At 47.1% G+C, this 19080-nt stretch carries 15 protein-coding genes; 8 read left to right on the top strand and 7 right to left on the bottom strand.

What is annotated here, in order from left to right:
* Window positions 1–145 precede the first annotated feature (145 nt).
* The gene (locus tag QUA80_RS17480; protein ID WP_333426390.1) at window positions 146–1063 is read left to right on the top strand and encodes a fructosamine kinase family protein; all 918 of its coding nucleotides are present in this window, start codon (window positions 146–148) and stop codon (window positions 1061–1063) included.
* Between the two features lie 81 nt (window positions 1064–1144).
* On the opposite strand, the gene QUA80_RS17475 is transcribed toward QUA80_RS17480, so the two are convergent.
* Window positions 1145–2845, bottom strand: a complete 1701-nt coding sequence (locus QUA80_RS17475) for an ABC-F family ATP-binding cassette domain-containing protein (protein WP_333426389.1) — start codon at window positions 2843–2845, stop codon at window positions 1145–1147.
* A gap of 247 nt (window positions 2846–3092) precedes the next feature.
* Here QUA80_RS17475 and QUA80_RS17470 point away from each other — a divergent pair, with 247 nt between their 5' ends.
* Together QUA80_RS17470 and hisIE are read left to right on the top strand one after the other, a co-directional pair.
* The gene (locus QUA80_RS17470; protein ID WP_333426388.1) at window positions 3093–3392 is read left to right on the top strand and encodes an element excision factor XisH family protein; all 300 of its coding nucleotides are present in this window, start codon (window positions 3093–3095) and stop codon (window positions 3390–3392) included.
* Window positions 3393–4105: 713 nt separating this feature from the next.
* Window positions 4106–4756, top strand: coding sequence for a bifunctional phosphoribosyl-AMP cyclohydrolase/phosphoribosyl-ATP diphosphatase HisIE (hisIE, locus tag QUA80_RS17460; RefSeq protein ID WP_333426387.1), 651 nt, complete (start codon window positions 4106–4108; stop codon window positions 4754–4756).
* Between the two features lie 12 nt (window positions 4757–4768).
* Here hisIE and QUA80_RS17455 read toward each other — a convergent pair whose 3' ends face one another.
* A complete protein-coding gene (locus QUA80_RS17455; protein ID WP_333426386.1) occupies window positions 4769–6046 on the bottom strand; it encodes an MFS transporter in 1278 nt (425 codons plus the stop codon).
* 318 nt (window positions 6047–6364) lie between these two features.
* Here QUA80_RS17455 and QUA80_RS17450 point away from each other — a divergent pair, with 318 nt between their 5' ends.
* Complete coding sequence (locus QUA80_RS17450) at window positions 6365–6868, top strand: hypothetical protein (RefSeq protein ID WP_333426385.1); 504 nt, start codon at window positions 6365–6367, stop codon at window positions 6866–6868.
* 498 nt (window positions 6869–7366) lie between these two features.
* Here QUA80_RS17450 and QUA80_RS17445 read toward each other — a convergent pair whose 3' ends face one another.
* From QUA80_RS17445 to upp, 3 genes are all read right to left on the bottom strand, one after another.
* On the bottom strand, window positions 7367–7660 hold the full coding sequence (locus QUA80_RS17445) for a TMEM165/GDT1 family protein (RefSeq protein WP_333426384.1): 294 nt from the start codon (window positions 7658–7660) through the stop codon (window positions 7367–7369).
* Between the two features lie 60 nt (window positions 7661–7720).
* On the bottom strand, window positions 7721–8188 hold the full coding sequence (locus QUA80_RS17440; RefSeq protein WP_333426383.1) for a TMEM165/GDT1 family protein: 468 nt from the start codon (window positions 8186–8188) through the stop codon (window positions 7721–7723).
* A 225-nt stretch (window positions 8189–8413) separates the two neighbouring features.
* A complete protein-coding gene (gene upp / locus QUA80_RS17435) occupies window positions 8414–9064 on the bottom strand; it encodes a uracil phosphoribosyltransferase (protein WP_333426392.1) in 651 nt (216 codons plus the stop codon).
* 732 nt (window positions 9065–9796) lie between these two features.
* Here upp and crtH point away from each other — a divergent pair.
* The gene (gene crtH / locus QUA80_RS17430; protein WP_333426382.1) at window positions 9797–11341 is read left to right on the top strand and encodes a carotenoid isomerase; all 1545 of its coding nucleotides are present in this window, start codon (window positions 9797–9799) and stop codon (window positions 11339–11341) included.
* Between the two features lie 151 nt (window positions 11342–11492).
* On the opposite strand, the gene QUA80_RS17425 is transcribed toward crtH, so the two are convergent.
* Window positions 11493–11933, bottom strand: coding sequence for a pentapeptide repeat-containing protein (locus QUA80_RS17425; RefSeq protein ID WP_333340367.1), 441 nt, complete (start codon window positions 11931–11933; stop codon window positions 11493–11495).
* A gap of 531 nt (window positions 11934–12464) precedes the next feature.
* Between QUA80_RS17425 and QUA80_RS17420 the strand changes: the two genes are divergently transcribed.
* The gene (locus QUA80_RS17420; RefSeq protein WP_333426381.1) at window positions 12465–15830 is read left to right on the top strand and encodes an EAL domain-containing protein; all 3366 of its coding nucleotides are present in this window, start codon (window positions 12465–12467) and stop codon (window positions 15828–15830) included.
* 591 nt (window positions 15831–16421) lie between these two features.
* Here the strand turns inward: QUA80_RS17420 and sipA are convergent.
* A complete protein-coding gene (gene sipA, locus QUA80_RS17415) occupies window positions 16422–16649 on the bottom strand; it encodes a regulatory protein SipA (protein ID WP_333426391.1) in 228 nt (75 codons plus the stop codon).
* A 148-nt stretch (window positions 16650–16797) separates the two neighbouring features.
* On the opposite strand from sipA, the gene rbfA reads away from it, so the two are divergent.
* Complete coding sequence (rbfA, locus tag QUA80_RS17410) at window positions 16798–17208, top strand: 30S ribosome-binding factor RbfA (RefSeq protein ID WP_333426380.1); 411 nt, start codon at window positions 16798–16800, stop codon at window positions 17206–17208.
* A gap of 160 nt (window positions 17209–17368) precedes the next feature.
* Complete coding sequence (locus tag QUA80_RS17405) at window positions 17369–19012, top strand: glycoside hydrolase family 3 N-terminal domain-containing protein (RefSeq protein WP_333426379.1); 1644 nt, start codon at window positions 17369–17371, stop codon at window positions 19010–19012.
* The last annotated feature ends 68 nt before the right edge of the window (window positions 19013–19080 follow it).

Raw genomic sequence — 19080 nt, 5'->3', positions numbered from 1 at the left:
AATAGCTCGATGCCTGGGATTCTCTTGGACCATACACAGCCTCTTTCTGCCCGCCAGACAGGGGCTTTGTTGTTTTTGCTGATTAAGTTGCCATACCTGTTAAACTAATTCCGATCGCCCTCAACGCTCAACACGATTTGATTCAATGTGGGATAAAATTGCCGCACGCATTAGCGAAGTAACCGGAAACAAATTTTCGATCGACAATCGCCGTTCCGTCAGCGGTGGCTGCATCAATCAAGGCTATTCTATCAGCAGCAGTTCCGGCACTTACTTCGCGAAAATCAATCAAGCTTCCCAAATTGGGATGTTTGAAGCCGAGGCGCTGGGTTTGCAGCAAATACGGACAACCCAAACGATTCGAGTACCTGAACCGATTTGCTGGGGAACTGAGGGGAATTCAGCTTATATTGTGTTGGAATGGTTGGATTTGGGAGGACGCGGGGGCGATAAAGTTTGGGAAGAAATGGGTCGGAAACTGGCTGAAATGCACAAATACACCCCCCCCAGCCCCCCCTTGCTAAGGGGCGGAGAAAAGGCTAATTCTACTTTGCTGAGGGGACTTTTTGGGTGGGATAGGAATAATACGATCGGCTCAACGGTGCAAATCAATAGTTGGACGGCAAATTGGGCAGAATTTTGGGCAGAACATCGGATTGGTTATCAGTTAAAATTGGCTAAGCGTCGGGGCGGCCATTTTCCGCAAGCGGAACGTTTATTAGATGTGATTCCTGAATTGTTAGCAGGTTACGAACCGCAACCCTCGCTAGTTCACGGGGATTTGTGGGGGGGGAATGCCGGGGTGACATCTGCGGGGGAACCTGTCATTTTTGACCCGGCAACTTATTTTGGAGATAGAGAAGTCGATATCGCGATGACGGAGTTATTTGGCGGGTTTGCGTCGCATTTTTATCGAGGATACAATCTGGTTTGGCCGTTGGATAAAGGCTACGAGCAGCGCAAAACTTTATATAACCTATATCACATTTTGAATCATTTTAATTTGTTTGGTGGGAGTTATGAGTCACAGGCGAATCAGATTATTAATAGAATTTGCGGTTAGAAATAAAAAATATATTTATTTCTAACCGCAAATGAACGCTGAAAAACGCAGATGTAAGGTTTATCTGCGACCGTTGCCCCTTTATTTTTGCTTAGCTGTTGCCTTTTTCTTCGCTTCTTTTTCTGCTTTTTTAGCCGCTTTTTCAGCTTCAAGTTTGGCGATTCTTGCTAGCTCTTTTTCTTCGGCTATTTTATCCAGATAGTAGTGGTAATCTCCCAAATAAGTGCGAAACTCTCCATCTCGGATTTCGACTATTTTGTTGGCGACTTGGGAGATGAAATAGCGATCGTGCGACACGATAATTACGGTACCGTCATAATTCTGAATCGCCTCTTCCATCATCTCTTTCGCCGGAATGTCGAGGTGATTTGTCGGTTCGTCCAAAATTAGCAAATTCACGGGAGTCAACAGCATTTTTGCCAAAGCTAGGCGGGCTTTTTCGCCACCGCTTAAAGCGCCAACCTGTTTGAATACTGTTTCGCCCGTAAATAAGAAACGGCCCAACAACGTCCGAACTTCTTCATTTTTCCAGTCGGGTACTTCGTCGTGAATGGTTTCCATCACGGTTTTATTCAAATCTAAGGCTTCTGCCTGATTCTGTTCAAAGTAACCCGGGATGACGTTGTGGCCTCCCAATTTGACCGTACCTTCAGAAGGCTTTTCTAAACCCATAATCAGTCGCAGCAGAGTAGATTTACCCGCGCCGTTGGGACCGAGAAAGGCTATGCGATCGCCCCTTTCAATTAACAAGTCTGCTCCCAAAAATAGGATTTTTTCGCCGTAGGTGTGCACCAAATCTTTAATTATTGCTACTTCGCGACCGCTGCGGGGTGCGGGGGGAAAGCGAAAATGCAAAGTTTTTAATCCGCCGGCGGGGGCTTCGATGCGTTCGATTTTTTCTAATTGTTTCTCGCGGCTTTTGGCTTGGGTGCTGCGAGTTGCGCTGGCGCGGAATTTTTCTACGAATGCTTGTTGTTTTTCGAGTTCTTTTTGCTGGTTTTCGTAGGCGCTGAGTTGGGCTTCTCTGGCTTCTGCTTTTTGCAGCAGGTAGGAGGAATAGTTGCCGAGGTAGGTGGTGGAAACTCCGCGTTCGGTTTCGACGATTTGGGTGCAGAGCCGATCGAGAAATTCTCGGTCATGGGATACGATTACCATTGGGGTTGTCAGCCCTTTCAGGTATACTTCCAGCCATTCGATCGTTTCTAAGTCGAGGTGGTTGGTAGGTTCGTCTAGTAGCAGGATGTCGGGTTTTTGGAGGAGAATTTTACCCAAACTCATCCGCATTTGCCAGCCGCCGCTGAAGGCGCTGACTAATCGATCGCCGTCTTCGGGTTCAAATCCAATTTCGGGCAGAATTTTCTCGATTTGGGCTTCTAAACCGTAGCCGTTTAAGCCTTCAAATTGCCGTTGCAGCCGATCCATTTTGTGGATCAGTTCGTCGAGATTTTCTGGGTTGGAGGCTTCCAAGTCTCGATGAACTTGCATCAGGGATTCGTGGACTTCGTTGGCTTCGCTGAAGGCGCGCCAAAATTCTTCTCTGACGGTGCGAGTGGGGTCGATTTCAAATTCTTGGGAGAGGTAGGCGATGTGCAAGCTGGCGGGGCGAATAACTTCGCCTGCGGTGGGTTCGATTTCGCCGGCGATGATTTTGAGTTGGGTGGATTTACCGGCACCGTTGACGCCGACTAAGCCGATGCGATCGCCCGGTTTGACTTCCCAGGTGACATCTTTGAGCACGACGCCTGTGGGATAAATTTTACTGATGTGTTCGAGTCGCAGCATTGTTGTGGGGACTGGGGAAGGGCAGGTTTAGCGGCGGATCGGATGCCGGCGCTGAGGTCGAGTCAATCTTAACAAATTTTAAAGATTTTTAGTGAATTACTAGATTTTGATTTAGTGGCAGTTACGCATGGGGGCCCAGAAACCGGTTTTTTTTACGAAAAGACGTGTTCGTACTCGAAGATGTAGGTAAACAACCCGGTTTCTTTGTCTCAGTGCATAACTCCTGATTGAATTTCTCGAATAATGTTTGAGACTTCTGCAGATTATAATAGTCAGTGTCAACCTCGATAGCAAAAGAGAGCGATCGTGCCAGCCAGAGACATCGATCGTCAAGCTGTCACGCAGGCTGTTATTAAGGCTGGCTGGAAAATTACCCGCGATCTGTATCCTTGCTTTTTGCCAAAAGAAACCTATCGATCTGGGTGCCGAACAGCTATTAGCTGCTGAGAACAACGATCGCAAGATAGCCGTTGAACTTAAAAGTTTGATCGGAAAGTCTAGAATTGCCAATTTAGAGCAAGCTTTGGGTCAGGCGTCGGTGAACTGAGGTATGATTTTTGCCTATCAGCGCTGACGGAGGCAGGTCGAATAGCGTTCAAATCAGAGTATCTCAATGATTACTTGAATAGGGAAGGGGAACGTCCTCGAATTTAAGGAATCTGAATTAATAAACGAATTGAATGTTTGAGCATTTATTTTGATTTTGAATAACAAAGAGTGTTACTTTTCAATCCAACCAGATAATGTCCCAGTCTTGTCTTGTTACCTTAAACTCTTCTGAGATAGGTTTTAGAGATAATTTCGTCACTATTTGGAATAAACATTGGATCGACTTTCCACCGTCCGTTACCTAAAAATAGCATCTCTATTTCTCAATAATATTCCATAAAGGTTTAATTTTTTTGGCACGCTGGGTCTCTTAAAACCCATCCTAAAATACCTGCTTTGAAGTTGTTTCTTGTTGTCCGCAACCAGGAGTGGTCACCGCTTCGCTTCATAGATTTTAGGTACAAACCAATAAGTATTATCATCAATACAGGATGGAAATTTTCACAATTTGAGCAAAACCCATTTGCTATGTTACCGCCGGATTCATCTGTGAGAGCAATCTAAAATCTCAAATCGGATGGCTTCGCTTCTGCCAAAGTGTGATATTTTGTAAAATAGTTCTTGGCAATTTGTCGGTAACTTAATATGCTGCCACAAGTCCGAATAGAAAAATCAAAGCGTTAATCTATATTCCCAAGTTGAAATAAAATTATGTCTGCTGCTGATTTATCGAGTTTGAGCCGATCGATCCCAATTGAAAAGATTCGTTACGACGATCGCGGTTTAGTGCCGGCGATCGTCCAAGATTATTTGGACGGTACGGTGTTGATGATGGCATGGATGAGCCGGGAGTCGCTGCAAAAAACCCTGGAAACCGGCCAAACTTGGTTTTGGAGTCGTTCTCGTTCCGAATTGTGGCCCAAAGGCGCGACTTCGGGACACGTTCAAAATATCAAAGGGCTGCGTTACGACTGCGATAGCGATGCTTTGCTAGTCACTGTCGAACAAGTCGGAGATATTGCTTGTCACACGGGAGAAAGAAGTTGTTTTCACCAAGTTGATGGCGAAATTTCACCGCCGCCAGGGGATATGTTATCTCAATTATTTGCGGTAATTTGCGATCGCCGGGACAATCCTAACGAAAGTTCTTATACTTGCAAGTTGTTCGAGGGCGGCGACAACAAGATTCTCAAGAAAATTGGCGAAGAGTCGGCGGAAGTTGTGATGGCTTGCAAAGATGACGACAAAGACGCGATCGCTGGAGAAGTTGCGGATTTATTTTATCACGCTTTGGTTGCTTTGGCTCACCATCAAGTTGATTTGAGGGCGGTCTACCGCAAATTGGGCGATCGGCGAAAATAATCTGTCAGTTGGTTATGGATTTGTAGTGAGGACTTCTGTCCTCTTTTTCAAAATTCGATCGAGCTTTTGCAAAATAAAAATAGCCGCGCCGACACTCAAAGCCAAACCCAACCAAAAATTATCCGCCGCCCATTTACCCCGATCCAAAGCCAAACCGCCCAGCGGCGGCCCGATTAAATAACCTATCGCCCAACACTGAGAATTAACCGCCAAATACACGCCCCGCAAAGACTCCGGCGCTAAATCTACCACCAAAGCCGAAGCAAAAGGCGTATAAGCAACAGTCGCAACCGACAAAAAGCTCAAGCCCAAAACAGCTAAAAATAGATTGCCAGTTGCAGCCATTCCCGTCAAGCCGATCGCAATAAATCCCATTCCCCACAGCAGGGAAGAAATTATCAAAGCTTTTGGATGGGAAAATGGCCTCAAAGCTTTAACAATCGGCAGTTGCAAAGCCACAGTTAAAAACGTGCTAAAAGCAAACAGAACGGTAATTGTAACAGTAGAAAAGCCTGTTCCCGTCCCCGCCTCGACAAACTTGCTAAAGTACAGCGGCATCGTGGTTTGGATTTGGGAAATATATAATGTGAACAGAGTATTTACTAAAGCATAAACTAAAAGACCGCGATCGCTCAGCGCCACCATCCAGCCATTTTTCCAAATTTTTTCGCCTCTCTCGGCTGGATTGGCGAGTTTGTATGTTTCGGGGATCGCGATCGCCACCACCGCAAACAGCACAAAAAACGAGATACCATCGATAATAAAGAGCGATCGATAATTGCCCGTTACCGCAATCAACCAACCGCCCAAAATAATCCCAACTTGCAAACCCAAATTATCAGCCAGCCGCGTCAAAGCAAAAGCTTCCTGTCGCTGTTCGCCCTCGGTTAAATCCGCCACCATCGTCTCGGTGGGAGGCCAATAAAAACCCACACCCAAACCCATCAGTAAATTGCCCGCAACTAAACCAGCGAAATCATTAGTCGCCGCCAGTACAAAAGAAGCTGCAGCCGAAATAATTGCCGCCAGCAATAAAGTTCGCCGCCTTCCCCAAAATTTGGAATCGCAAAAAGAACCGCCCAAAATTCTGCCGAATATTCCCGAAACCGAACAGCTACCCAAACCAATCCCAACAGCAGTAGCAGATAAGCCCACGCGATCGACAAAAAATATCGGCGCGTAAAATAAAGTAAAACCGGTGCCGCTTTGGGAAAGGAACCTGCCGGCGGCAAGAATCCAGACTTGAGTCGGGAGACGGGGCAACCAAGATGATAATTGAATTTTAGGCATTATAATTAAATGAGGAGTTAGTCGTGGACGTAGAAACCAATTTTATTATTAAGATTTTTACGAACATATGTTATGGCCTTGAATCACGGTCAAAAACCAGGTTTAGTCGATCGCAAGGCGTAAGTCCTGTAAGTAATTATTAATCTATTGCATTCTTTTTTAGAAGTAGTAATATTAAGATGACAAGCACCCGTGAACTTAACAATTCTTCAGGGTCTGTTACACAAAAGTTACCATTAATTTAAAAATACTTAACACGATCCTAGAAAAAAATTAGTTAAACTCTAGAAAAGGCAGAAATTTAGAGGGTCTAATTATATGACAGCTATTACATCAAGAGTGGAATCAATCAGACCCCGTTGGCAAGCAATTGTTATGGTGGCCTTGATTTTCTGGCTCAGCGGTAGCCTGATTTTGGATCTAGTAATTATGCCCAGTCTTTATGTATCTGGCATGATGACATCTCCCGAATTTGCAACGGCCGGAAATTTAATGTTCTGGGGATTCAACCGCGTTGAGTTAATCTGTGCGGGTCTGGTGGCAACGGGTTTGATGGTTTTGAGCAATTTAGTCGGTGACTTCGGCAAGCGCAGCCGCACAGCAATCTTATTATCATTGATACTTCTGGCGATCGCTCTGATTGACACCTACGCCCTGACACCCCAAATGAGCGCCTTGGGCATGCAGCTAAATCTGTTCGATTCCGCAGCAGAAGTGCCCGCCGGGATGAATCTGCTGCACCAAGGCTATTTTGGCTTAGAAGCGCTGAAATGGGCTGTCGGCGCTACGCTGCTGGGCTGGTGCTACCAAAACCAAGCTTAATCTACACAAGGCTCAGATGTTGAGTTGAGAAAAAACTCAACCAGCAGCAGCGGGGGGAATAAATTCACGCCCCCCGCTAATTTTTTTTTATTTCCCCCGCTAATTTTTTGAATTTAATTTTAGCGATCGTAAACTAGGGTTGAATTGCACGCATTAGCTCTTCTATCTTGAAATGCACCTGCGTTGCATCTGCGGTTTCCCGCTCGTCGATCGAACATCTTGCAATAATATAAAATCCCGCAGCATCGTCTGGCGTACAATCCAGTCAACAGTCAACAATCACGAACGGTACAACCGAAATTGAGATAATTTATCTGCGTTAATCTGCGTTAATCTGCCCTCATCTGCGGTGAAAAAAAGAGAATGTATTAACCGCCCCCGACAATGGATTGACGCCCATTCACGCAGAGGTCGAGAATAGGGATACAGGGATACAAATAATTCCGATGCTAGGAGTCAATCTAAAACCTAAATTCTAAAATTGACTGACCGCACGCCCTACTCGGATGCTTCCGGTAAATCTGCTTTCGGCCACAGCAGCCGCAAGCCCATCACCGCAAATCCGATCGCTGCGAGTCCCTTTACCAGCCTCTCCGGCAACACCTCTGCCGTGCTGAAGCCCAGCGCCACGCCGATTAAACTCGCCAGCAGCAGCGCCGACGCCGTACCGAAAAATACAGCCCGCGGCGAGCTACAACTGCTGCCGAGAGCGATCGCAGCTAATTGACTTTTGTCTCCCAATTCTGACAAAAACACTGTAATAAAACTGATTCCCAAAAGTTGCCAGTCCATGTTTTTTTAGTTCTTAGTTAGCTATCGTAGAAATCTAGGACTTACCGACAAGGCAGATAATTAACCCAGCACTTCCCACAGTAAAACCGCCGAAATCGCCAGCAAAATCACTCCGGCGGCTCTCTCCAAAATTTGCGGAGCAATCCGACTAGCCAGCCACCTTCCCAGCAAAACCCCCAGCAAACTGGTTGCTATCAAAGCTGAACCCGCACCCGCAAAAACTATCCCAGGATTTCGAGATTCAGCCGTCATCAGCAAAATCGCGAGCTGAGTTTTGTCTCCAATTTCAGCTAAAAAAATAGTTGCAAAAGTCGAAACAAAAATTGCCCAGTGCTTGGGCTTCAGTTTCTTTTGTTCCTGACAAATATCGGGATTTACAGTCACTGAGAGTTCAGCGGGCTCTGGGGTTAAATCAGCACAAATCTCAGAAGCCTCTTTTAGTTGTATTTGTACCTGTTGCGGCAAATCATACTTGGGGTTTACTGAGTCAGAAGCAGACAAGCTTGGCGGAACAGAATCAAGTTTCACGGGCAATGAGTGCTAAACGCTATTTATTTTTGACTTGTACTTTTGATTCTAACTGTCTCTGTGCCTGCTTTTACCAAACCAGGGTCATCTTTTTACCCGGAGATTTCAGCAACTGATTCCTGGAACAACTCACTGCACCCAACAAGGGATACAAGCACCCAGATTTATCTGTCGAGTCAATCTAAAATCTAAAATCTAAAATCTAAAATTGACTGAGTGAGTGGTTTACGTGCCGTAAGTTCGATCGCCCGCATCTCCCAAACCAGGTACGATAAAGCCCTGTTCGTTGACGATTTCGTCGATCGTTGCCGTGTAAATAATCAAACTCGGGTAGTCTGCACTCAGCCTCTTCAAAGCCGGAGGAGCAGCCACCACAGAGATAATCCGAATCAAGTTTGGGTCAATTCCCCGTGAAGTCAATTCCTGCATTGTCGCTACAATCGTCCCGCCAGTCGCCAGCATCGGCTCGCTAATTATCACCCGCGTTTCCGGGTTAAACTGCGCTGGCAATTTGTTCAAATAACAAGTCGGTTCCAGCGTCTCCTCATTCCTTGCCATGCCGAGGTGGTAAACCGAAGCCAGCGGCACAACCGTCTGAATTCCTTCGAGCAGTGACAAACCCGCCCGCAAAATCGGTACCACAACTAAAGGAGCTTCCGGGTTGATAAAAGTCGCCGGACATTCTGCCAAAGGCGTCTGCACAGTGGTTTCCACTGTCGGCAGCCATTCTCGAATCGCCTCGTAAGCCAGCCACCTTCCCAATTCTGTCATCGCAGAACGGAAAAGTACCGATGGGGTGGCGGCGTCGCGGGCAACAGCCAGCCAGTGTTTAATTAACGGATGCGGAGGAACGTAAACGCGCAGTTGCAGGGACATTAGAAAATTGGGGAGATTGCTAGGTTTGAGGGATTTTATGCGGTGCGGTCGATCTTCTTCGAGCGCTTTCCTTCGGATCGCGAAAGCTAACGCCAACCGGCGATCGTCGATCGCTCTGTGCAACTTATCACATCCTTGAGGGTGCATACAAGCCAGAGAATGAGAATCGACATCTTCAAGATTGCAGTCGCGGCTTCAAACCCCCGCCTCACAGCTAGCCTGCATCTAAAGACGACTCAACAGCAACCAAATAAACCTCAACTTTAGTTTTCTCTTTAGTCCTTTTCAAAGGACTTCAGCTTTTAGGCAGGGGTTGAAACCCCTGCCGGAGTGTTGCGACAAGCACAAGCCGTCCCTTAAAACCCATTCGCCGATCGACCTCCATCAGCTTATTGAAATATTTTTCTAATAGTATTGACATTAATTAGCAACAAGGCTATAGTGATTTTTAGTGTTCTCCTCTCAAAGGATCGGCAGACGGGGGCAGTCGGCAATGGTAGACTGTTCCCGCATTTTTTTGAAGCTGGGGCATGGGGCGTTGGGATGAGAGATAGGGAAGAAGGAAGAGGGAATAGGGTAATTAATATTCGTTCAACATCTGCCTTCAACATCTGACGAATGCCTGACAATTAATAATTAATCCGTGTATCCGTCTCAAAATCCGTGTCGTGCCTTCTTCCTTGTAGAGCGATCGACTGTAATATTATGGAAATTATTAAGATTTTTAACCCAATGTCAGCTCCTACCCAATCCCAGTTATTTTCTCCCAATTCCCGCCCAACAGAGCAAGAGTTTGATGTAATTGTCATCGGTTCCGGCATTGGCGGACTCGTGACAGCCACCCAGCTAGCCGCTAAGAAAGCCAAAGTTTTAGTGCTCGAAAGCTATACAATTCCCGGGGGTAGCGCTGGATATTTCGATAGAGAAGGCTACAGATTTGATGTCGGGGCCTCCATGATTTTTGGCTTCGGACAGCGCGGCACCACCAACCTCCTCACCCGCGCCCTCAAAGCAGTCAACGTCACCCTAGAAACTATTCCCGACCCCGTACAGCTTCACTATCACTTACCCGACGGCTTGGAACTTGAAGTTCCCCAACCTTATGAGAAATACTTGCAAGAATTAACTGACAGGTTCCCTCACGAACGCGAAGGAATCCACAAATTTTACGGCGAATGCTGGAGTGTCTTCAACTGCCTCAACGGGATGGAATTGCTATCCCTAGAAGAACCCGGATATCTGGTTCGAGTCTTTTTTCAGAATCCTTTAGCCTGTTTGGGATTAGTAAAATATCTGCCTCAAAATACTGGCGACATTGCGCGGCGCTACATAAAAGACCCTACTTTGCTGAAATTTATCGACATGGAATGCTACTACTGGTCTGTAGTACCCGCAGACTTGACGCCGATGATTAATGCCGGAATGGTATTTTCCGACAGACATTACGGTGGCATCAATTATCCCAAAGGTGGAGTCGGTCAAATCGCCCAAAAATTAGTCGAAGGATTAGAAAAATGCGGCGGGAAAATTCAATACAAAGCTAAGGCGAAAAAAATTATTACAGAAAACGGTCGCGCTGTCGGAGTTGAGCTAGCAACCGGCGAAGTTTACCGGGCAAAGCGGATAGTTTCTAACGCCACGCGGTGGGATACTTTCGAGAAATTGCTGCCTGCGGAAGAGATGCCCGCGAGTGAAAAGAAATGGCAGCAGCGCTATCAAAAAGCCCCCAGTTTCTTGAGTCTGCATTTGGGAGTAGAAGCAAGCGCAATCCCTGCCGGTAGTGCCTGCCACCACATTTTGTTAGAAGATTGGGACAAAATGGAAGCGCCGGAGGGAACAGTTTTGGTGTCAGTTCCGACCGTCCTAGACCCGGATTTAGCTCCCGCAGGATATCACATCGTTCATGCTTTTACATCGAGTTGGATGGAAGAGTGGGAAGGACTTTCGCAACAGGCATACGAGGATAAAAAGGAAGAGGCGGGAGGGAGAATTATTGAAAGATTAGAAAAGATTTTTCCCGGTTTAGATGCCGGTTTGGATTATATGGAAGTGGGGACAGCGCGTTCTCACCGGCGCTTTTTGGGGCGCGAAGACGGAACTTACGGACCGATTCCGCGACACAAGTTAATGGGTTTGCTGGGAATGCCGTTTAATCGAACTTCTATGCCAGGTTTGTATTGTGTGGGTGACAGTACCTTTCCCGGACAGGGTTTAAATGCGGTGGCGTTTTCTGGGTTTGCTTGCGCGCACCGCATTGCGGTTGATTTGGGTTTGTAGCGCTAGTAGTAGGGTGCGTCAGACGGTTCGTTTGAGATACGAGAGAAAATGTGAGGTTCCTGACCACCCTACACAAAAACTAAAAACCCGGTTTCTGGGGAAAAACCGGGTTTTAAACTGAAAATTGGCAGTTTTCATTCTTTTACTGAGTTCACTGGTCGTAACTACCGCCGACCCCGATTTGGGTATTGTAAATTTTGGCATCAGTGATTGTCATATCTTGCATTGATGCGCCGGATACGTCAGCGGTGTTAATGATGGCTGCGGTCAGATTTGCCCGATCGAGGTCTGCGTCATTTAAACTGGCATTAGTCAGGAAAACTGCGGTTAAGTTAGCACCCGTCAAGTTAGCACCCGTCAAGTCAGCACCTTCGAGGTTGGCACTAGATAGGTTTGCACCTCGTAAATTTGCTTCTCTCAAATCAGCACCAATTAAATGGGCTCCCGTTAAATCTGCTCCTGTCAAGTCGCACTGAAAACATTGCCCCGTTGACAATAACTGTTGGACATCAGCGGGATTTTCAGCGCGAGCCGGGTCGGCCAACAGTAGGGGAGTGATTAAAAATGTAGCGGCTAATAGATGGCGTTTCATAATCCCTTTTCCTCACCAGACTGTCTGTTTCAGTTCTTGTCTTTATACCTACAATCTTACCACAGTTGTTTTCGCCAGTTGCGATCGAATTCACAGACCGACTGTGACATCGATTTCCCTCTACCACCTACAGATGGTCTCGAAAAGCTCGCCAAACTAAATTTCGCAAAACTTAACACTGCCGGACTTAATACAGTGCTTTTTTGTAGTAACCTTTTCCAGGCTAGCAAAGACAGGCAACAGACGTGTATTTCTGAGGATGGATATGATTAGGGATGCAATGGATGATGCTATGATTTGATTTTATCGCAAAAACTTCACAACAAACACATTATTTTTAATAAAAGTGTCAGCCGACAGAAAATTTAACTTAAAATAAACATAACCTTCTAACTTTATAGGTAGAGGGAGACCCCTCACGGGCTAGATCCCCAGTCAAAGATGGGGTGCATTTTTAACAATAAATTTTAATTACGTCTCAGCAGCGCTGTCAAAATCCACGTAGTGCTTGGAAAGCAGGGCTTTTTTGGAATGTCGCAGAATCAACGCGATCGCAAAACTAAATTAAATATGATCAAAAACGATTCCTCCAAGTATCTGCCAACATTAGATCAAGTAATTGACCGCTCACCCTTGACAGTTGCGCCCGATACTCCACTAGCAGAAGTAATTACTCTGATGGGCCAATGGCGCGGAAGTTGCTCTCTAAACGCAGACATTCCACCAAGCGATATCTACCAGCAACTAACAGAAATCGTAAATCCGCCCACCTCAAGCGCGTTCAGAGACGCCACAGGTATCTGCGTCTTTGTCGTGGAAAAATCCCTCGAAAAATTTTCCTCGCACTGCGCTCAAAATTCTCAATTGCAAGGAATATTCACCGAGAGGGATCTTGTCGATTTGATTGCTTCGGGCAAAAACTTAAAAGGTGTCAGCATCGCACAAGTGATGAGGCAGCCGGCAGCAACTCTGACAAAATCCGAGACTCAAGACATTTTCAGCGCCCTAATTCTGCTGCGCCAAGGAAGAATTAACCATTTGCCAATATTGGACAGCGACGGTCAACTCTTAGGAGTAATTACGCCGGAAAGCATTCGCCAAGCTATGCTGCAACCGGCAAATATCTTAAAAATGCGCAGCGTGAAAGAAGTAATGACCGCACAAGTCATTCAAGCGCCTCGATCGGCCTCAGTTAGGAGTTTAGCCGAGTTGATGGCGCAGCACCGGGTTAGCTGCGTGGTAATTACAGAATCAACAGAATTATCGATGAATTTGCCGTTCCCCATTCCAGTAGGTATAGTCACAGAACGGGATATTGTGGAATTTCAAGCTTTAGATATAGATTTGTCGCAAACGATCGCCCAAACTGTGATGAGTACCCCCTTATTTAGTCTCAAGCAAGAAGACTCGCTGTGGGTAGCTCATCTGGAAATGCGCCAGCGTTTAGTCCGCAGGTTGGTAGTAACGGGGGAACGGGGAGAACTCCTGGGAATAGTCACTCAAAGCAACTTACTGCGGGTACTTGACCCGATGGAAATGTCAGGGTCGATCGATGTTCTGCACGATTCAGTCATAGAACAGACTAGCGAATTGCAAAAAGCCATCGCATCCCTCAGCTTGACTAACGCCCGACTAGAAAGCGAAATCGCTACCCGCGTGCGGGCCGAGGCGCGGCTGAAACTTCTAGAATCTGCGGTAGTTAACGCTAACGACGCGATCGTTATTATGGATGCCGGACACAGCGATATTTCCGATCCCAGCATCATCTATACCAACGAAGCTTTTACTCAAATGACGGGCTACCTACCCGAAGAAATCATCGGACAAACGCCCAGTTGCTTGCGCGGCCCAGAAAGCGACCCGACCCAGGTCGCTAAAATTCGCCGTACTTTCTCTCGCCGAGAACCCCTACGCCTGGAATTGATTAACTACCGCAAAGACGGTTCAACTTATTGGGTGGAACTCAACAGCGTACCCGTTGCTGACGAGTTCGGGAACGTTACCCACTGGGTGTCGGTGCAGCGGGATATTAGCGAGCGCAAGCGCATGGAACAAGCATTTTTTGAAGAAAAAGAACTCGCTCAGGTTACTCTACAATCGATCGGCGATGCCGTAATCGCTACTGACGCCGACGGCTGCATTTCCACTCTTAATCCAGTTGCCGAAAAACTTACGGGTTGGTGTACCTCGGAAGCTAAAGGTTTGCCCCTCGCCAGCGTCCTGAGAATAGTTGACGAAACTACCCGGATGCCGGTCGAAAATATCGCTGAAATGGCTTTGTGCGAAGGTCGGATTGTTGACCAAGGTCAAAACAGCTTGCTGATTGCCCGCAACAACCGCGAATTTGCGATCGACCACTGCGTCGCCCCCATCCACGCCAGCAACGGTGAAATAGTCGGGGCCGTCGTTGTGTTCCGAGATGTCACCCAAGTCCGAACTCAAGCGCGGCAACTCACCTGGCAGGCAACTCATGACCCCCTGACGCAATTAGTCAACCGCCGGGAATTTGAGTACCAGCTAGAGCACGCCCTGCACGGCGCTCAAGGTTACGGGCAAGAACACGTGATGCTTTACCTGGATCTCGATCGCTTCAAAATAGTTAACGACACTTCCGGTCACGCTGCAGGCGACGAACTGCTGCGCCAAGTCAGCCAGCTATTTAAAAGTCATATCAGCAAAACCGATATTTTGGCGCGTCTCGGCGGCGATGAATTTGCCGTACTCCTGTACGATCGTCCCGTCGAAGGAGGATTGGATGTTGCAGAATCGCTGCTGCAAAGCATTCAGGGATTCCGGTTTGGGTGGCAGGAAAAAACTTTTTCGATCGGCGTCAGTATCGGTTTGGTAGCAATTAATCCCAAAACAGCATCGACATCTGCACTTTTGAGCGCGGCCGACATTGCCTGCTACGCTGCTAAAAATAAAGGCCGCAACCGTGTGCAGGTTTATGAAGCGGGCGATCGAGAATTAATCAAACAGCACGGCGAAACCCAGTGGGTTGTGCAAATTAATCAAGCTTTAGAAGAGAATCGCTTTCGCTTGTACTCTCAGCCGATCGTACATTTGCTCAACTCTCCAACTACCCGAACCCACTGCGAAATCCTGCTCCGCCTCCAACTTGAAACCGGTCAGTTGGTGTCGCCCATGGCTTTTATTCCGGCGGCCGAACGCTACAACTTGATGCACGCGATCGACCGCTGGGTAATTAGCACTTTATTTAGGAATTTATCTAAAATTTTCACTGCCAATTTATTAGTCCAAAACCCCGGAGCAGACAGCGATAAAATAGTTACCTTGCCCGCTTGCTCCTCCATGTCTAATTCACAAGCCTCATTAGGTCAATATCCCAGCCTTTATTCAATCAACCTTTCTGGGGACAGCCTCAACGAAGAAAAGTTTATCGAGTTTATTCAGGAGCAGTTTTCCATCCATCAAATACCGCCGCAAATAATTTGTTTTGAAATTACAGAAACCGTAGCGATCGGTAATCTCAGCAAGGCTGCCAGCTTGATTTGGCAACTCAAAGAACTAGGATGCCAGTTTGCCTTGGACGACTTCGGCAGCGGGATGTCTTCCTTTGCTTACCTGAAAAGTTTACCTGTTGATTATCTAAAAATAGACGGCAATTTTATTAAGAATATTGCCGACAATCCTATTGATATCGCAATGGTGGAAGCTATTACCAAAATTGCTCACGTCATGGGAATTAAAACTATTGCCGAGTATGTCGAAAATCAAACAATTATGGATAAACTCAATGAACTTGGGGTAGATTACGCTCAAGGTTATCATTTGGGCAAGCCTCAACCTTGTAACTTCACATCTCCTAGTTTAGAGCAAGCTTTGGGGGAGTTTCCTGTTAATTCTTTGGCTTTTGAGGCAAAGCTGGCTTGTTGAACAGTTCGCGGCAAAAAACCGGTTTCTGCACGTAATTTGGTCGTATACGTTCGATCGCGACAACGATCGACCGGATTTTATTCTCTAGTGCGATCGCGAACTGTTCGAGAATGAAGTTCGGCAACGAGGAATGTAGAGGATTTAACGGATTGATGTTGAGGGAACAGTTCGCGATCGCACGATTGTTGAGAAACCGGGTTTTTTTATGAAAAGACGGGTTGTAGACCCCACGCGGGCGTCAAAAACCCGGTTTCGCACGGGCCCCGATGCGTCCTGGACTGGGGAAGAAAGAAAAGGGAGATTTTAAGTTGCGCTCATGGGTAACAATTTAAGACTTTATTGCATTTGTCAATCAGTAATATTACTCAAAAAACTGCTTTTTTAGGAGTGGAAAATTCACGATTTGAGAGGGAGTAAATATAAATATTACCCTCGGCACGATCGCACGATCGCCCAAATCTCTGTTTTGGGTTCAAAATCCGAGTAAATCTCGAGCATAATTGCTGATTGACAAATGCTTTCTTAACTTAACTTGTTACCAATGAGTTGCGCTATAAATTCTCCATTCCCCATTCCCCGCGATCGATTACCTCATACATTATTTTCCGCCGCTTCAATGTACTGACTGTCTAACAAGAAAGCACCTTTTTCAAAGCGAACGCCCCAATAATTGCCGGGACGCCGATCGATCACAACACCTTCAGCGCCGATCGCAATTAAATTCGCAGGCCGCAGCATCGGCATCGGTTCGGCAGTTTTGACGTAAGGCGGCATCGCCACAACTCTGACTTTTTGACCGATCGAAAATTCTTTTTCCATATTTTTTTGCTGTTCATAGGCGATCTTGGCACGGCTAGGCCAGCCAAAATTCATTGTGGCGCACTTTTGACAGAACTCGCCCCTACAGCTTTGTGCCAAACTAAGAATTGATAGAAAATGGCTGATATAAAAGTAGGGGATAGTTGCTATGGCTACAAGTCGTCGCATTGAGCGTGTAGCTTCAATGGTTAAACGGGAAGTCAGCCTGATGTTGCTGAACGGCATTAAGGACGATCGGGTAGGTGCCGGTATGGTTAGCGTTACCGATGTAATTGTTTCGGGAGACCTTCAGCATACAAAAATTTTTGTCAGCATCTACGGTACTGATGAGGCGAAGGCCGAGACTATGGAGGGTTTGAAATCTGCTACTAGCTACGTCCGCAGCCAGTTGGGCCAACGATTGCAACTGCGCCGGACGCCGGAAGTGATTTTTCTCGAAGACCGTTCTTTGGAACGCGGCGATAAAATGTTGATACTGCTGAATCAGCTTTCTGCCGATCGCAAACCGGGCATTCTAGATCCCGAGGAAGAATTCGCTGAGGATGAAAGTCCCGATTGAAGCGAGAGGGAAGAAGGAAGAGGGAAGAAGGAAGAGGGGAAGAGAAGGAGATAGGGAAAATTCCCTGTTTGGCCAATGCCCGATTCCCTGTTTGGCCGATTCCCGATGCCCGATTCCCAAATCTAAAATCTAAAATCTAAAATCTAAAATCTAAAATCGAATGATTGACAATCTTTCCTTACCTGAACTGGTTGCCCAGATGTTCGTGGTGCGCGCTTCCGGCTGCTTGTTCGACCACCAAATTCGCTATCCCGAATGGGAACCAACTGCCAGCAAACTCCGCTATTATCTGGAAAATTTGGGCGTCGGTGGGGTGATTTTGGTCGGGGGAAGTGCTGCGGAGTTGGCGGTTCGATCGCACCAATTGCAATCTTGGGCCAAGTTTCCCCTGCTGCTGGCGGCTGATATTGAGGAAGGTGTAGGCCAGCGGTTCGCGGGGGCGACTTGGTTCGGGCCGCCGATGGCAATTGCCGAAGTGGGGCGACACGATGCCGGTAAAGCCGATCGATATGCCGAACAAATGGGCGCTGTCACTGCGATCGAAGCTAGGGCGATCGGTCTGAATTGGGTTCTCGCACCGGTGGTTGATGTTAACAACAATCCCGACAATCCTGTGATTAACGTCCGCGCTTTTGGCGAGACACCGGAAATTGTCGGGAAATTAGCCGCTGCTTTTATTCGGGGCGCAGGCCAACACCCGGTTTTGACTACAGCTAAGCATTTTCCCGGCCACGGCGACACGGCGGTTGATTCTCACTTGGAATTGCCGGTTTTGCCGCATTCGCCAGCGAGATTGGCTGAGGTTGAGTTACCTCCTTTTGTCGAGGCGATGGCTGCTGGGGTCGATGCTGTGATGAGTGCTCACTTGCTGATTCCGGCTTGGGATGCGGAGTTTCCTGCTACTCTTTCTCGCAAAATTTTGATCGGGAAGCTGCGAGAAGAGTTGGGATTTGAAGGTTTGATCGTGACGGATGCTTTGGTGATGGGTGCGATCGCCAATAAGTACGGCGCTAATGAAGCTGCTGTTTTGGCTGCTGAGGCTGGTGCTGATGTTTTGCTGATGCCCCTTGACCCGGAAGGGGCGATTCTCGCTGTCTGCGAAGCTGTCACTCAAGGGCGGCTTTGCATATCACAAATCAAAGAATCTGTCAAGCGAATTTGGGAAGCGAAAATAAAGGTGGGTTTGCCGATTTCTGACGCCCCCCAACCCCCACTTGCTAAGGGGGGGAGCAAGAATCTAGAATCGATCGACTCGATCGACTTAAGTTTGCTGGCAACTCCTGATGCGAGGGCAACTGCTGCCGATATTTTGCGAGATTCTTTGAAATTTGGCGGAAATCTACCTTTGCAGGTGCCAAAACCCCCAGAAAACCAGCTTTTGCGGAATTTGATTGTTGTAGATGATGTTTTGGGGTGCGAGTTTTTGGGAAACCACACTCCGGCGATCGCCCTACCCGAAAAGTTTGGTTACAAATTGCAACTGATTGACGATCGCACTTGTGCGCTCGCGGATAATACAGGTGCAGAGAATTTTTCTCCGACACTGCTGCAAATTTTCATTCGCGGTAATTGCTTCCGAGGCAGTGCTGGTTTGACCCAAGCAGCTCGAGATTTGTTTAAGAAATTATTAAAAACGGGAGAACTGCAAGCTGTTCTAATTTATGGAAGTCCCTACGTTTTAGAGCAATTTTTGCCGCACTTGCCTCCGAGTATTCCTTATATATTTTGTTTCGGGCAGATGCCCGTAGCGCAATCTCTGGCTATAGAAGTGCTGTTTGGAATTGACACCACGGGCAATGCTTGAATTGCCGGACTCCTAAATCTTTCTTTTGCTGCTGCGTCAGGACTTAAATTCATCAACCCGGTTTCTTG

This window comes from Microcoleus sp. F4-D5 (assembly GCF_036704885.1).
Classification (GTDB): Bacteria; Cyanobacteriota; Cyanobacteriia; order Cyanobacteriales; family Microcoleaceae; genus Microcoleus.
Note: the sequence above shows the minus strand (reverse complement) of the source record. Positions and strands in the feature narration are given on the sequence as shown.

Bases quoted from the DNA above. Each gene is read 5' to 3' on its own strand.
- QUA80_RS17480 (WP_333426390.1), top strand. From the start codon at position 146: ATGTGGGATAAAATTGCCGCACGCATTAGCGAAGTAACCGGAAACAAA.
- QUA80_RS17475 (WP_333426389.1), bottom strand. From the start codon at position 2,845: ATGCTGCGACTCGAACACATCAGTAAAATTTATCCCACAGGCGTCGTG.
- hisIE (WP_333426387.1), top strand. From the start codon at position 4,106: ATGTCTGCTGCTGATTTATCGAGTTTGAGCCGATCGATCCCAATTGAA.
- QUA80_RS17455 (WP_333426386.1), bottom strand. From the start codon at position 6,046: ATGCCTAAAATTCAATTATCATCTTGGTTGCCCCGTCTCCCGACTCAA.
- QUA80_RS17450 (WP_333426385.1), top strand. From the start codon at position 6,365: ATGACAGCTATTACATCAAGAGTGGAATCAATCAGACCCCGTTGGCAA.
- QUA80_RS17445 (WP_333426384.1), bottom strand. From the start codon at position 7,660: ATGGACTGGCAACTTTTGGGAATCAGTTTTATTACAGTGTTTTTGTCA.
- upp (WP_333426392.1), bottom strand. From the start codon at position 9,064: ATGTCCCTGCAACTGCGCGTTTACGTTCCTCCGCATCCGTTAATTAAA.
- crtH (WP_333426382.1), top strand. From the start codon at position 9,797: ATGTCAGCTCCTACCCAATCCCAGTTATTTTCTCCCAATTCCCGCCCA.
- QUA80_RS17425 (WP_333340367.1), bottom strand. From the start codon at position 11,933: ATGAAACGCCATCTATTAGCCGCTACATTTTTAATCACTCCCCTACTG.
- QUA80_RS17420 (WP_333426381.1), top strand. From the start codon at position 12,465: ATGTCGCAGAATCAACGCGATCGCAAAACTAAATTAAATATGATCAAA.
- sipA (WP_333426391.1), bottom strand. From the start codon at position 16,649: ATGGAAAAAGAATTTTCGATCGGTCAAAAAGTCAGAGTTGTGGCGATG.
- rbfA (WP_333426380.1), top strand. From the start codon at position 16,798: ATGGCTACAAGTCGTCGCATTGAGCGTGTAGCTTCAATGGTTAAACGG.
- QUA80_RS17405 (WP_333426379.1), top strand. From the start codon at position 17,369: ATGATTGACAATCTTTCCTTACCTGAACTGGTTGCCCAGATGTTCGTG.